This window comes from Chromobacterium sp. W521, from assembly GCF_052805975.1.
On record NZ_JBRBAF010000001.1, the window covers coordinates 212,522 to 227,107 of the forward strand.

General features: G+C 64.7%; 11 protein-coding genes. 5 read left to right on the forward strand and 6 right to left on the reverse strand.

What is annotated here, in order from left to right; genetic code table 11:
- Positions 1-3: 3 nt before the first annotated feature.
- The 4 genes from dhbC to ACUXV1_RS01100 are packed head-to-tail and all read left to right on the forward strand — an operon-like array spanning position 4 to position 4,500.
- Positions 4-1,188 carry an isochorismate synthase DhbC gene (gene dhbC / locus ACUXV1_RS01085; protein WP_446014320.1) on the forward strand — a complete coding sequence of 395 codons (1,185 nt, stop codon included), beginning with the start codon at positions 4-6 and terminating at the stop codon, positions 1,186-1,188.
- Positions 1,185-2,831 carry a (2,3-dihydroxybenzoyl)adenylate synthase gene (locus ACUXV1_RS01090; RefSeq protein WP_446014319.1) on the forward strand — a complete coding sequence of 549 codons (1,647 nt, stop codon included), beginning with the start codon at positions 1,185-1,187 and terminating at the stop codon, positions 2,829-2,831. Before dhbC ends, ACUXV1_RS01090 begins: the two co-directional genes overlap by 4 nt.
- Positions 2,828-3,709, forward strand: coding sequence for an isochorismatase family protein (locus tag ACUXV1_RS01095; protein ID WP_446014318.1), 882 nt, complete (start codon positions 2,828-2,830; stop codon positions 3,707-3,709). Before ACUXV1_RS01090 ends, ACUXV1_RS01095 begins: the two co-directional genes overlap by 4 nt.
- Complete coding sequence (locus ACUXV1_RS01100) at positions 3,706-4,500, forward strand: 2,3-dihydro-2,3-dihydroxybenzoate dehydrogenase (protein WP_446014317.1); 795 nt, start codon at positions 3,706-3,708, stop codon at positions 4,498-4,500. Before ACUXV1_RS01095 ends, ACUXV1_RS01100 begins: the two co-directional genes overlap by 4 nt.
- Before the next feature lie 437 nt (positions 4,501-4,937).
- Here ACUXV1_RS01100 and ACUXV1_RS01105 read toward each other — a convergent pair whose 3' ends face one another.
- The 3 genes from ACUXV1_RS01105 to cysD form a co-directional block, all read right to left on the reverse strand.
- Positions 4,938-5,942, reverse strand: coding sequence for a BMP family lipoprotein (locus tag ACUXV1_RS01105; protein ID WP_446014316.1), 1,005 nt, complete (start codon positions 5,940-5,942; stop codon positions 4,938-4,940).
- 450 nt (positions 5,943-6,392) lie between these two features.
- A complete protein-coding gene (cysN, locus tag ACUXV1_RS01110; RefSeq protein ID WP_043631495.1) occupies positions 6,393-7,829 on the reverse strand; it encodes a sulfate adenylyltransferase subunit CysN in 1,437 nt (478 codons plus the stop codon).
- Positions 7,829-8,755, reverse strand: coding sequence for a sulfate adenylyltransferase subunit CysD (gene cysD / locus ACUXV1_RS01115; protein ID WP_019102169.1), 927 nt, complete (start codon positions 8,753-8,755; stop codon positions 7,829-7,831). The genes cysN and cysD overlap by 1 nt, the downstream gene beginning before the upstream one ends.
- A 208-nt stretch (positions 8,756-8,963) precedes the next feature.
- Here cysD and ACUXV1_RS01120 point away from each other — a divergent pair, with 208 nt between their 5' ends.
- Positions 8,964-11,120 carry an HDOD domain-containing protein gene (locus ACUXV1_RS01120; protein ID WP_446014315.1) on the forward strand — a complete coding sequence of 719 codons (2,157 nt, stop codon included), beginning with the start codon at positions 8,964-8,966 and terminating at the stop codon, positions 11,118-11,120.
- Positions 11,121-11,218: 98 nt separating this feature from the next.
- Here the strand turns inward: ACUXV1_RS01120 and ACUXV1_RS01125 are convergent, their stop codons facing one another.
- From ACUXV1_RS01125 to ACUXV1_RS01135, 3 genes are all read right to left on the reverse strand, one after another.
- Positions 11,219-12,577 carry an aspartate aminotransferase family protein gene (locus ACUXV1_RS01125; RefSeq protein WP_446014314.1) on the reverse strand — a complete coding sequence of 453 codons (1,359 nt, stop codon included), beginning with the start codon at positions 12,575-12,577 and terminating at the stop codon, positions 11,219-11,221.
- A 152-nt stretch (positions 12,578-12,729) separates the two neighbouring features.
- Positions 12,730-12,942, reverse strand: coding sequence for a sigma factor-like helix-turn-helix DNA-binding protein (locus tag ACUXV1_RS01130; protein WP_019100111.1), 213 nt, complete (start codon positions 12,940-12,942; stop codon positions 12,730-12,732).
- Positions 12,943-13,131: 189 nt separating this feature from the next.
- Entirely contained in the window at positions 13,132-14,370 is a 1,239-nt protein-coding gene (locus tag ACUXV1_RS01135) for a TIGR03862 family flavoprotein (RefSeq protein ID WP_043590545.1), read from the reverse strand.
- Between the last annotated feature and the right edge of the window lie 216 nt (positions 14,371-14,586).

Genomic DNA, 14,586 nt, shown 5'->3' on the forward strand with positions numbered 1-14,586 from the left:
GCGATGAACCAAACCTCACTCGATCCAGCCTATAGCGGCGAACACAATCTGTTGGCCGCCTACCAGGCCGATTCCGCCTTCTTCTTCGCCTCGCCATGCCACACTCTCCTGGCTGAAGGCATCCAGCAAGTGATCACCGAAACCGACCCCAGCGCCGCCATTGCCGCCGCGCTGGCCTCCCAGCCGGACCCGGCTCAGGCCGTAGTGGTCGGCGCCATTCCCTTCATGCCGGAACAACAACCCTGGTTGTTCGTGCCGCGGCGCGTGCGCCGCGCCAACGCGCTGAAACAGGAACAACGCAGCGCTCTGCGCCAACCTTTGCAGGCCGATTGCCAATTGACCCCGCAGCCGGCGCCGGCCGCTTACTGCCAAGGCGTCAGCGACGCGCTGGCCCGCATCGGCAGCGGCGCGCTGGACAAGGTGGTGCTGTCGCGCACCTTAGAGCTTTCCGCCCAACAAGCCATAGATCAGCGTCAATTGCTGCTCAATCTGGCCAGCCAGAACCAGCACGGCTACACCTTCGCGGTGCAGCTGAGCGCGGACGACGCGCCGCGCCGGGCGCTGATGGGCGCCAGCCCTGAGCTGCTGCTGGCGCGCTACGGCCGGCAAGTGATCACCAATCCGCTGGCCGGCTCCGCCGCGCGCAGTCCGGACCCGACTGAAGACCGCCGCCGCGCCGACGCCCTGCTGGAATCCGGCAAGGACTTGTACGAACACAAGCTGGTGATCGACGCCGTGGTCGAGGCCTTGGCGCCGTATTGCCGCAATCTGCAAGTGCCGGCCGGCCCGTCCCTGGTGTCTACCGCCACCATGTGGCACCTGTCCACCCGCATCAGCGGCGAACTGATCGACCCGACCGTGGGCTCCTTCGAGTTGGCCCGCGCGCTGCACCCCACCCCGGCGGTATGCGGCTTCCCGGCGGACCCGGCCCGCAAGCTGATCCGCGAGATCGAACCCTTCGACCGCGGCTTCTTCACCGGCATGGTGGGCTGGTGCGACGGCAACGGCGACGGCGAATGGGCGGTCACCATCCGCTGCGCCGAAATCGCAGAGCGCACGCTGCGTCTGTTCGCCGGCGCCGGCATCGTCACCGGCTCGCTGCCGGAAAGCGAACTGGCTGAAACCGCGGCCAAGTTCCGCACCATGCTGCGCGCGATGGGCCTGGCAGACTTGGCGGAGGCGGCATGAGCGAGCAACAACTGGACTGGACCCCTTGGCCGGAAGACTTTGCCCGCCACTACCGCGAGGCCGGCTATTGGCAGGGCCAGACCCTGTTTTCCATGCTGGCGGCCCAGGCCGAGCAACAACCGGAAAAGCTGGCGCTGGTGGCCGGCAAGCAGCGGCTGAACTACCGCGAACTCAAGCTCTACGCCGAACGCCTGGCTGCCGGCCTGTACGCCCGCGGCCTGCGCCCCGGCCAGCGCGCCGTGGTGCAGCTGCCTAACTGCGCCGAGTTCTTCATCGTCGCTTTCGCGCTGTTCCGTCTCGGCATGCTGCCGGTGTTCGCGCTGCCGGCGCATCGCCGCGCCGAAGTATCTTACTTCTGCCAGCACACCGACGCCGCGGTCTACATCTGCGCCGACCAGCACGGCGGCTTCGACTACCGCGCGCTGGCGGCCGAGCTGCTGCCGCTGGCGCCCTCGCTGCAACACGTGATCGTGGCCGGCGAGGCCGGCGACTACACCCCGCTCAACAGCCTCTACCTGATGGACCAGCCGCTGCCCGCGGAGCCGGACGCCAGCGGCCTGGCCTTCTTCCAGCTTTCCGGCGGCAGCACCGGCGTGCCCAAGTTGATTCCGCGCACTCATGACGACTATCTGTACAGCTTCGCCGCCAGCGCCGAAATCTGCGGCCTGAGCCGAGACAGCGTCTATCTGTGCGTGCTGCCGGCCGGCCACAACTTCCCGATGAGTTCGCCCGGCAGCTTCGGCGTGTTCCACGCCGGTGGCACCGTGGTGCTGGCCTCCGGCCCCAGCGTCGACGAATCCTTCGAGCTGATTGAGGCCGAGTCCGTCACTATCGCCGCGTTGGTGCCTCCGCTGGTGCCGCTGTGGCTGGACGCCGCCGCCAAGCAGCCGGGCAAGCTGGCCAGCCTGCGCCTGCTGCAGGTGGGCGGCGCCAAGTTCGGCCCCGAGCTCGCCGCCCGCGTCGAGCCCGCGCTGGGCTGCAAACTGCAGCAGGTGTTCGGCATGGCGGAAGGCCTGGTCAACTACACCCGGCTCGACGACGGCCCGGAACGGGTGCTACACACCCAGGGCAGGCCAATCAGCGCAGACGACGAAGTGCGCATCGTCGATGATGAGGACCAGCCGGTGGCGCCGGGCGAAGTCGGCCATCTGCTGACGCGCGGCCCCTATACCATCCGCGGCTACTGGCGCGCCGCCGACCACAATCAGCGCGCTTTCACCGCCGACGGTTTCTACCGCACCGGCGACCTGGTGAGCATGAACGCCGACGGCTATCTGACGGTGGAAGGCCGCGCCAAGGATCAGATCAACCGCGGCGGCGAAAAGATATCGGCCGAGGAAGTGGAAAACCACCTATTGGCCCACCCGCTGGTGCGCGACGTCGCCATCGTGGCGATGAGCGACCCCTATCTGGGCGAGCGTTCCTGCGCCTTCATCATCCCGCGCGAGCAACAGGCGATCCGCCTGCCCCAAGTGGCGGCCTTCCTGCGCGAGCGCGGCCTCGCCGCCTACAAGATTCCGGACCGGCTGGAGCTGGTCGACACCCTGCCGCAAACCAGCGTCGGCAAAGTCAGCAAGAAAACCCTGCGCCAGATGTTGGAACAGAAACTGGCCGCACAGCCCACCCAAAGGTCACAAGCATGAGCATTCCCCGCATCGCCCCCTACGCCATCCCGTCCCAACTGCCGGAAAACCGCGTCAACTGGACGGTGGCGCCGCAGCGCGCCGCGCTGCTGATCCACGACATGCAGGAATACTTCCTGGATTTCTATGATCGAGACGCCGAGCCTGTGGCCACCGCGCTGCGCAATATCGCCGCCATCCGCGCGCGCTGCCGCGAACTCAACATCCCCGTGTTCTACACCGCCCAGCCGGCGGAACAGGCCGACAGCGACCGCGGCCTGCTCAACGATATGTGGGGCCCCGGCCTGCCGGCGCGCCCGGAACGCCACCCCATCGTGGCCAGCCTGAGCCCGGCCGCCGACGACACCGTGCTGACCAAGTGGCGCTACAGCGCCTTCCAGCGCTCGCCCTTCCTCAACCTGCTGCGCCAACAAGGACGCGATCAGCTGATCATCTGCGGCATCTACGCCCACATCGGCTGCATGAGCACCGCGCTGGACGCCTTCATGTACGACATCCAGCCCTTCTTCGTCGCCGATGGCCTGGCCGACTTCTCCGCCGAACGCCACGCGATGGCGCTGGAATACGTCGCCCAGCGCTGCGGCGTGGCCCTGGATAGCCAGCGCCTGCTGAATCAACTGGCCGCTCCGGCCAGCGCCGCGCCCAGCGCTGAAGCGCTGCGCGTCGCCATCGCCGAGCTGTTGCAACAGCCGGCCAGCGACATCGGCCTGGACGACAATCTGCTGGACTGGGGTCTGGACTCCATCCGCCTGATGAGTTTGCTGGAACAGTGGCGCGCGCTGGGCGCGGAAATCGACTTCATCGAGCTGGCGCAACAACCCAGCGTCAACGCCTGGCAGGCGCTGCTGGCGCGCCAGCTGGACAGGGTGGCCGCATGAGCGCCAGCTATCCGGAATTCCGCGGCCGGCTGGCCGTGGTCAGCGGCGCGGCCCAGGGCATAGGCGCGGCGCTGGCGCGCTCGCTGGCGGACCAGGGCTGCCGCGTGGCGGCCCTGGACTTGCGCGCCGACGGCCTGCAGCAGCTGGCGCTGCACGCGCCGGCTCACGCCGACGGCCGCATCATTCCGCTGCCGCTGGACATCCGCGACGGCGCGGCGGTGGAACAGGCGGTGGCGCGCATCGAGGACGAGATCGGCGCCATCGACATGCTGGCCAATGTCGCCGGCGTGCTGCGCCTGGGCACGGTGGAGCAACTCAGCGACGAGGACTGGCTGCAGAGCTTCGCCGTCAACACCCACGGCGTGTTCTTCCTCAGCCGCGCGGTGGCGCGGCGCATGCAGGCGCGCCGCCAGGGCGGCATCGTCACCGTCGGCTCCAACGCCGCCGAAGTGCCGCGCACCCAGATGGCGTCCTACGCCGCGTCCAAGGCCGCCACCACCCAGTTCAGCAAATGCCTGGGCCTGGAGCTGGCCGAGTTCGGCGTGCGCTGCAACATCGTGTCGCCCGGCTCCACCGACACCGCGATGCAGCGCCAGCTGTGGAGCGACGACGCCATCCCGCCGGCCATCCTGCAAGGCTCGCTGGAGCAGTACCGCACCGGCATCCCGCTGCGCCGCATCGCCACGCCGCAGGATGTGGCCAATGCCGCGCTGTTCCTGCTGTCGGATCAGGCGCGCCACATCACACTGCATAATCTGTATGTGGACGGCGGCGCGACGCTGGGGATCTGAGGGACGGTCTACGATCTTTCCGAGTGGGACCATTGCCTCAAAACATTGAGTCCGCTACGCGGATAATGATTTAGGGCCGGTTCCGCCGTGACCGAGCGAGGCAAGCGCAGCGTCGCGAGGGAATAAAACGGAAAGGGGGATTTGCGCGGCCAAATCTCCCTGTCACTGAGCGAATCAAAGATTCGCACGTAGTCCCCTAAAGGCCGCCCTGCAAGCCTGGCCTACGGCTTCCCGCCGGGTCCCGTCAGCAGGCTTGAAGGGACCTGGGCGCATCGGATACGTGATTTCCTATTTAGCCAACAAAGCCTCAACGCACTGGGAAAATCATGAACAGGTTCTTACGTGCCTATTCACGATCCACAAAGAAAAACGGGCAAAACCAGATGGTCTTGCCCGTTTTCACGTCGCCGCGCCAAGCGCTGCGCGGCTCCGGTTGATCAGTTCACCGGGCAGCGATTGGCGGCGCGGTAATCCACCACCTTGATCTTGCCGCTGACGATGTCCTTGCGCGCCTGCAGAATCTTCTTCTCCATCTCAGGCGTGATCAGCGAACGGTTGTGCTGGTCCAGCGCCCAGTCCACACCGTTTTCCTTCAGGCCCATCAGCTTGACGTCCGGCTTCCACGCGCCGTTCTTGGCGTCGCGCATGGTTTCGTACACCGCATTGTCCACGCGCTTGACCATGGAGGTCAGCACCACGCCCGGCTGCAGATAGTTCTGGTTGCTGTCCACGCCGATGTAGAACTTCTTGGCGCCCTTGGCCGCCTGGATCACGCCCATATTGGACAGCGCCGCCGCGGCGAACACCACGTCCACACCGCGATCGAACTGGCTCTTGGCCAGTTCGCCGCCGCGCGCCGGGTCGTTGAAGGCGGCATGGGTGGTGCCGATCATGTTCTGCATCACCACCGCCTTGGGATTGGCGTACTTGGCGCCCTGGGCGTAGCCGCAGCCGAAGGCGCGGATCAGCGGCACATCCATGCCGCCCAGATAGCCCACCTTGCCGCTCTTGGACTTGAGCGCGGCGGCCATGCCCACCAGGAAGGAACCTTCCTGCTCCTTGAAGGCGATGCTCTGCACATTCGGGCCCTTGGCCACCGAATCCACCAGGGTGAACTTCACCTTGGGGAATTCCTTGGCCACGGTCTCGATGGATTGGCTGTAGGCGAAGCCCACCGCCACCACCAGATCAGCGCCCTTGCGCGCCATATTGCGCAGCATCTGCTCTTTCTGAGCGTCGTTGCTGACCTGGCCTTCGCGGTAGTTGATGTGGAATTCTTTCTTGAAACGTTCGGCGCCGTTGAATGCCGCTTCATTGAAGCTCTTGTCGAACTTGCCGGCCTGATCGTAGATCACGGCGACAGTGAAATCCTTGGCTGCAACCGGGCCTGCCAGCAAGATGGCAGCGGTTGCGCCTGCGATGTGTTTCAGCGCAAACGTCATGTTTTATCTTTTCTATGTGGATTACAGTCGATGCGACAGCGCCGCGAGCGGCGTTGCCGGCGCTTCAAGCGAAAGACGGAGGGGGAAACCGAGTGGACCGCGGCTGCCTAAGCAGACGGGACGAAACAGAACCACGCCGCTGCGAAAACCGCAGCGGATACAACGCGCCAATTGAAGCTGCCGGATTGTAGGCAGACCGCCGCCGGCTGTAAACCGGCGTGGCCGATTCCTGCAACAACAGGTCGAAAAACGGACAGCCCGCCATAAGAGCCTGTTTACGATCTACTGCGCTTCGTGAAGCGTTGCACGGCGAGTACGGCCACGAAATGCTCATGCACCACGCGCACATTCCGCTTTCTCAGCCGTTTTCGCCTTGCCTCGCTCTTGCCCGCGAAACGTTCAACAGTCTCTAACCAGTACGACGGGCCATCGACAACCCGCAACGCCCGCTCAGCGCGGGAACAGCTGGCCTATGTCCTTGGCCTCCCAGTGCGGGAAGTATTTGCGCACCAGCGCGTTCAACTCCAGCTCAAAGGCGCGCAGCCGCTGCAATTCGTCCTGCGGCGCGGCAACCTGCTCTGTCCTGGCCTCCGCAATCATGCCGGCGCCGGCGGTGGCGTTGCTCAACCGGTCTATCACGATGAAGCTGCCGGTGCCGCGACAGGCGGCGTAGGCGTCTATCACCGCCGGCGCGTTCAAGCTGATGCGGCATAGCGCAATCTCGTTCAGATGCAACGCCTCCGCAGGCTTCCTCTCCAGGGTGTTGACGTCCACCTGGTGCAGGATGGCCTCCACACGGCCCGTGACAAACTTGCCGGCCAGCTTGAAGCCGTACTCCTTTCCAGCGCGCAGCGGCGCATCCTGCATCCACACCAGATGAGCGTCCAGGCTTCCGGTCACCGCCGGAGGCGCTTGATCTGCGCGCACGATCATGTCGCCGCGCGACACGTCGATCTCGTCCTCAAGCGTCAGCGTGATCGCCTCGCCGGCGCCGGCCGCGGCCAGTTCGCCTTCGTAGGCCACCAGCGCCTTGACCTTGCTGCGGCGGCCGGAAGGCAGCGCCACGACTTCGTCGCCGGGACGGATCTCGCCTGCGGCGATCGTGCCGCAGAAGCCGCGGAAGTCCAGATTGGGCCGGTTCACGTACTGCACCGGCAGGCGGAAGGCTTCCAGCGCCACGTCGCTGCTCACTTCCACCGTTTCCAGCAGCTGCATGAGCGTCGGCCCCTGATACCAGGGGGCGCCCTCTCCACGGCCAACCACATTGTCGCCGCGCAGCGCGGAAATCGGCACGAAGCGGATGTCCGGGATCTCCAGGCCCTCGGCGAAGGCCAGGTACTCGTCGCGAATACGCTCGAACACCGCCGGGTCGTAATCCACCAGGTCCATCTTGTTCACCGCCACAATCACATGACGAATGCCCAGCAGGCTGACGATGAAGCTGTGGCGGCGGGTCTGAGTCTGCACCCCGCGCCTGGCGTCGATCAAGATGATGGCCAGATTGCTGGTGGACGCGCCGGTGGCCATATTGCGGGTGTACTGCTCGTGGCCCGGGCAGTCGGCAATGATGAATTTGCGCTTGTCGGTGCTGAAATAGCGATAAGCCACGTCGATGGTAATGCCCTGCTCCCGCTCCGCTTGCAAGCCATCCACCAGCAAGGCCAGGTCTATCTCCTGGTCGGTGGTGTTGTACTTCTTGGAGTCTCGCTCTATCGCCGCCAGTTGATCCTCGAAAATCAGTTTGGAATCATGCAGCAGCCGGCCGATCAGGGTCGATTTTCCGTCGTCGACATTACCGCAGGTGATGAAGCGCAGCAGGTCCTTGTTTTCGTGCTGGCGCAGGTATTCCAGAATATCGCCGGCGATCAGATCGGATTGGTGGGTCATCAGAAATATCCTTCCATCTTTTTCTTTTCCATCGAGCCGGCGCTGTCGTGGTCTATCACCCGGCCCTGGCGTTCGGAGGTGCGGGTCAGCAGCATCTCCTGGATGATGTCGGGCAACGTGGCCGCCTGGGACTCCACCGCGCCGGTCAGCGGATAACAGCCCAGGGTGCGGAAGCGAACCTGTCTGGTTTCGATGCCGGCCTTCTCTTCCGGGCTCAGATATTCCAGTATCCGCTCATCGTCTATCATGATCAGCGTGCCGTCGCGCTCGATCACCGGCCGTTCGGCGGCGAAGTACAGCGGCACGATCTCGATATTTTCCAGGAAGATGTATTGCCAGATGTCCAGCTCGGTCCAGTTGGACAGCGGAAACACCCGTATGCTCTCGCCCTTGTCTATCTTGCTGTTGTAGATGTTCCAAAGCTCCGGACGCTGGTTCTTCGGGTCCCAGCGGTGATTGCGGTCGCGGAAGGAGTAGACCCGCTCTTTAGCGCGGCTCTTTTCCTCGTCGCGGCGCGCGCCGCCGAAAGCCGCGTCGAAGCCGTATTTGTTCAAGGCCTGCTTCAGGCCCTCGGTCTTCATCACGTCGGTGTGCTTGGCGCTGCCCGCGGTGAACGGGTTGATGCCGGCGTCCACGCCATCCTGGTTGACGTGGACGATCAAGTCCCAGCCGTACTCGCGCGCCTGCTTGTCGCGCAGCGCGATCATTTCCTTGAACTTCCAGGTGGTGTCCACGTGCATCAAGGGGAACGGCGGCTTGCCCGGCGCAAAAGCCTTCTTCGCCAGATGCAGCATCACCGCCGAATCCTTGCCTATCGAATACAGCATCACCGGGTTTTCGAATTCCGCGGCCACTTCGCGAATGATGTGAATCGACTCCGCTTCCAACTGCTTGAGGTGAGTCAGCCTCTGATGACCGATGTCCATGCTTCCTGCCCATCCTGTAGATGCGTTCAAATCTACCGAAAGCCCATAGGCGCATCAAAACCGATTGGATATATCAATATGCTCTTAGCAAATCAACAATTAGTCCAAAGGGCAATAAGAATACCCAAGCAACCGCAGAGGAATCTTCGGCTCGCGCCCCAATAACTGTCTACATTAGTACAAACACGCAAGCCGCACGGAGACAGCGATGAACGCCGCCGCAGAGCCGGAATACCAAATCGTCGCCACGCTGAACTGCCCGGATGGCTTGTCGGTGCTGCTGGCCAGCCGCGACGGCGAAGCGCTGGCGCTGATGGAGTCCAAGTCGGAGTTGCCGGACACGCCGCCGCGCCCGGCCTTCCGCCACCCCTTGCTGCAAGCCTGGCAGGGACAAGTCCGCCTCGACGACAAACACTACGCCGTCTACCGACAGGACACGCTACAGCCCTTGCGCCTGAAAACGCTGCAGGCGCTGCCGCTGGCCGAACGCATCGGCCTGGCGTGCGACATCCTGGAACCGCTGATCCACCTGCACGCCAGCGGGAAATGCCTGGGGCGGCTCTACCCCGAAACGGTGTTGGCCGACATCCATCAACGCGTCGCGCTGCTAGGCGAGCACGCTTGCCAGACGTTGAGCCCGGAACGCTTGCGTCAGGAACTGCTGCAGGCCGAGCAATTACTGCGCTGGCTAATCAGCGCCGGCGCGCCGGAACGAGAGTGCGACCCGGAATTGGAGCAATGGCTGGCCGCGCTGCGCGACCCGGCGGCCGACGCCGGCGCCTGCCGCCGCGCGCTGGCCGGCCTGCAAGACTGGCTGGCCCGCCATCAGCGCTTTAATCGCCAGGAAGGCGGCCGCGCCGCGCTGGACCACCTGCTGCAACGCATGCGCCACTCGCCGGACTTCCCGGCGCTGTCGCAGGCGATCGCCGCCATCAACAAGAGCAACAACGCCGACAGCGAGCGGCTGCAAGCGCTGTCCAGTGCCATCCTCAAGGATGTATCGCTGACCAATAAACTGCTGAAGGTGGTGAATTCCGCCAATTTCAGCCAGTACGGCGGCGCGGTCAGCACCATTTCCCGCGCCATCGTGATCCTCGGCTTCGACACCATACGCAATCTAGCGCTCAGCCTGCTGCTGTTCGAACACCTGCACAACCGCGCCCATGCCGACGAGATCCGCGACGTGGCGATCAAAACCCTGTTCACCGGCCTGCTGGCGCGCTCGCTGGCGTCGGCCTGCGGCGTGCGCGAGGCGGAAGAGGCCTTGATTTGCGGCATGCTGCAAAACTTGGGCGAACTGCTGTGCGTCAATTATTTCCGTGACGAATACCGGCAAATCCAAATGCTGATCGACGCCGGCGCCGGCGTCGACCAAGCCGCGCACCAGACGCTGGGCGCCCATTACGCCGACCTGGGCGCCGCCACCGCCGCGCTGTGGCGCTTCCCGGAACGGATTCTGACCGGCATGGAGCCGATGCCGGCCGGCGCGGTGCGTCAGCCGCAAACCAGCGAGATGCGGATGAAGGCCTTAAGTTCGCTGTGCCGCGAACTGGTTTGCCAGCTGACTCAGAGCGGCATTGATCAAGCCGAGGCCAGCCGCAAGCTGCTGCAACGCTACAGCCGGGCGCTGGCGCTGGAGTGGGCGCCCCTGGAGCAGCAGCTGGCGCAGGCGCAGACCCTGCTATCCGCCTATCTGGTGGAGCTGGGGCCGGAGGCCGGCCAAGGGCCGCGTTCACAGGCCTTGCGCCAGGCCAGACTCAACAAGAGCGCGCCGCCGCCCGCCGCCAGCGCGCCTCCGCCAACGGCGCCGGACCCCACCCGGCTGCAAGCCACCGCCGGCTCCGCCGGCCGGATCGCCGTGCTGTCCGCTGGCGTTCAGGACATCACCAACACCCTGCTGGGCGATTACAAACTCAATGACCTGCTGCGCATCATTCTGGAAACCATGTACCGCGGCCTGGGCTTCGACCACGCGCTGATCTGCGCGCGCAGCGGGACCGACCTGCCGCTGCAAGCCCGCTTCGGTTTCGGCGAAAAGGTGGAATTGCTGCTGCCGGCGCTACGGGCCGACATCGATAGCGGCGACAGCCTGTTCCGCAAGGCGCTGGAGCGCAACGCCGACATGCTGATAGACGACATCGACGCGCCGGCCATCGCCCAGCACATCCCGGCCTGGTATCGCCAAATGAGCGTGGCCCACACCTTCGTCTTGCTGCCGCTGTCCTTGGACAAACGCAAGCTGGGCATACTCTACGGCGACCGCCGCCAAGCGGGATCGTTGGCCATCGCGCCGGAGCAACTCAGCCTGCTGAAAACCTTGCGCAATCAGGCCTTGCTGGCTATTCGCCAGCAAGCCGCGCGCTAAGAACCTGTTTACGATCTCCTTCGCGTCAGCGGGATTTTAGACAGGCGCGCTCAAAAGCGCGCCTTGCCGCTGCGTCTCCGCGAGGTGTTCCAGCGACTCTAAACCACCTCGCCGGCAAAACCGTCCAAGGCCTCCAGCAGGCGATCAACGTCGGCAAATTCGGTGTCCGGACATAGCAACAACATATTGTGGAAAGGGGTGATCAGGAAACCGCGGTTGAGCAGGTAGAGATGAATCACCCGCTCCAACGCCTCATCCTGCATCGCGCCCGCCTCGCCGCCGTTGCGCGGCGGGCGCGGGGAAAACTGGAACTCGCAGCGCGCGCCGACGCGGCTCACACACCACGGCAGCCGCCAGCGCTCTATCCAGTCCTGCAAACCGTCCGCCAGATGCTGCGCCAACGCGAACATCCGCTGGTAGGCGGCATCGCTCATCACCTCGGCCAAATTGGCGCGCATCGCCGCCGCGGCCAGCATATTGCCGCTCAGCGTGGTGCCGATGCCGGAATGACCGGGCGCGGCGGAGCGCTTTGCGCGCTGCGCCCGCTCCGCCAGTTCCTCGCTGAACCCATAGACCGCGCACGGCAGCCCGCCCCCCAGCGGCTTGCCCAGCACCAGCGCGTCCGGCTTCAAGCCGTAAGCCGCGCCGTAACCGCCCGGCCCGCTGCTGATGGTATGGGTTTCATCCAGTAGCAGATAACTGCCGTAGCGGCGGATCAAATCCTGCGCCGCGCTCCAGAAGCCAGGCTCCGGCAACACCATGCCGATATTGGTCATCACCGGCTCGGCCAGCACGCAGGCCACCCGCTCATCGCTCAGAGCCCGATCCAACGCCTCCAGGTCGTTGAACTCCACTACTCGGGTATACGCGGCCGGATCATGCGTCTGCCCCAGCAAACTGGCTCGCCGCCTTGGCCGGCCATCGATCAGATCGACGAAGGCGTCGTCCACCGTGCCGTGGTAACAGCCGTTGAACACGATGATCCGGTCCCGGCCGCTGGCGGCGCGCAGCCAGCGCAGCGCGAAGCGATTGGCATCACTGGCGCTGAGGGCGAATTGCCAGTGCGACAGACCGAAGCGTCGCGCCAGTTCCTCCGCCACCCACACCGCATCCGGCGACGGCAGCATCGCGGTCAAACCGCGCGCGGCCTGATCGGCGATGGCGCGCGCCACCGGCTCCGGCGAATGGCCGAACATCGCGCCGGTGTCGCCCAGACAAAAATCCAGATATTCATGGCCGTCCACGTCGCGCAGCCGCGCCCCCCGAGCCTCTTCCACATAGAGATTGAACGGGGTGGACCAATCCGCCATCCAATGCAATGGCGCGCCGAACAGCAAATGCTTGCCGCCGGCGGCGGACAGCTGCCGCGAGCGCGGACGCCGCTCGGAAAACATCGCCAGCTCCTGCCGGTGCAGGGCCTGAGTCTTGTCGAAATCGACGCCGTGACGCAAAGCCATGAAGCTCTCCTTAGGAGGGGAAGACTGCGCGTCAGTATATCCAGATGTGGTGAACGGAGGCAGCGTCGCCAACGCCTCCCGGCACAAGGAACAGCCCGAACGCAACGAAGCCCGGCCAAGACCGGGCTTCGTCGCCGCCGTGACGGCGAGCTTTACAAGGGCAGATGGCCCGCCAGCGAGTTGATTTTTTGCAGCGCGCGGCGGAATCGGCTGTGCGCGCGGGACACGGTGGATTCGCTGATGTCCATTTGCTGGGCCGCGAAGTAACCGGTCATGCCCTCCACCTCCATCAGCCACACCGCTTCGCGTGAGCGTTTTTTCAGGCCGATCAGATCGGCCACCTGGTTGAAATCGTCAAGCTTCATCGCGCTGCTCTCCTCAGGCGTTCGCCTTCGCATCATGACAATCCATGCAGTGGGCGGCTTTCTCGACAACGACGTGGCCGCGCGTTCCGCGCGACACTACCAGTATAGAGGCTTGCAAAAAAAATGCAGGCAACGCTCCGTAGAAACACGCAGTCGCCGCCTATTGCGCTGGCGTGGACGCAACAGGCCTCAGCCCTGCCTCATCCAGCGCAGCACGCCGCCCGCGGCGGCGCGTCCGGTGGAAAAGCAGGCGGTCAGCAAATAACCGCCGGTGGGTGCTTCCCAGTCCAGCATCTCTCCGGCGCAGAACACGCCCGGCATCGCCTGCAACATCAGGTTCTCGTCCAACGCGCCGAAAGTCACGCCGCCCGCTGTGCTGATCGCCTCATCCAGCGGCCTCGGCGCCAACAGGCGCAGCGGCAGCGCCTTGATGCCCTCGGCCAGCTTGGCCGGGTCGTTGAAAACCTCCTTGTCCAGGCATTCGCGCAACAAGCCCATGCGCACGCCCTTCAGGCCCAGCCGGCTTTGCAAATGGCTGGACATCGAGCGCGAGCCGCGCGGCCGCGCCACTTCACCCAGGATGCGCTGCAAGCTCCAATCCGGCATCAGATCCAGATAGCACAAGGCCGCGCCGCTGCGCGCGATTTCATCGCGGATGGCGCCGGAGCAGGCGTAGATCAGATTGCCTTCCACGCCGCCGGCGGTGACGACGAATTCGCCGCGGCGGCTGAACGGGTGGCCAACGGCCGGATGGAACTGCAAGGTCACCGACTTCAACGGCGCGCCGGCGAATTTGTCGGCGAAATACTCGCTCCAGCCGGCGTCGAAACCGCAATTGGACGGCTGTAGCTTGGACACCTCCACGCCACGCTCGCGCAGCATCGCCGCCCAGCTTCCGTCCGACCCCAGCTTGCGCCAGCTTCCGCCGCCCATGGCCAACACCACGGCGTCGGCTTCGGCCAAGCGCTCGCCGTCCGGCGCCGACAGCCGCAGGCGGCCGCGCTCGTCCCAGCCCAGAAAACGGTGACGCACATGGAAGCTCACCCCCGCCTCGCGCAAACGCGTCAGCCAGGAACGCAGCAGCGGCGCCGCCTTCATCTCCTTGGGAAACACCTTTCCGGAACTGCCGATGAAGGTTTCTATCCCCAGGCCGTGCACCCAGGCCCGCACATGTTCGCCGTTGAATACGTCCAGCATCGGCCGCAACTCGGCGCTGCGCGCGCCGTAGCGCTGCACAAAGCTGGCGTGGGGTTCGGAATGGGTGATGTTCATGCCGCCCACGCCGGCCAGCAGGAATTTGCGGCCGACCGACGGCATCGCGTCGTAGACATCGACCCGCACGCCCGCCGCCGCCAGTTGCTCGGCAGCGGCCAGGCCGGCCGGTCCGCCGCCGATGATGGCTACGCGGCGTCCGCTTGTGTCACCCATATACTGCGCTCCTTGAAATCCATGGTGATGAAGATGCCCAACTGCGGCGAGGGCGGGATTTTCACAGAAAACCGCCTCAAACCCAAGCCTAATCGTTTTAACTATAAGTTTGATTTAAACCAACATTCCTACGTCATCAAATCACTACCATCGCGCTGCGACCCATTTCAATAAACCTATAGCGGCAATCGCGCGATTCTACAAACACACCAGGAG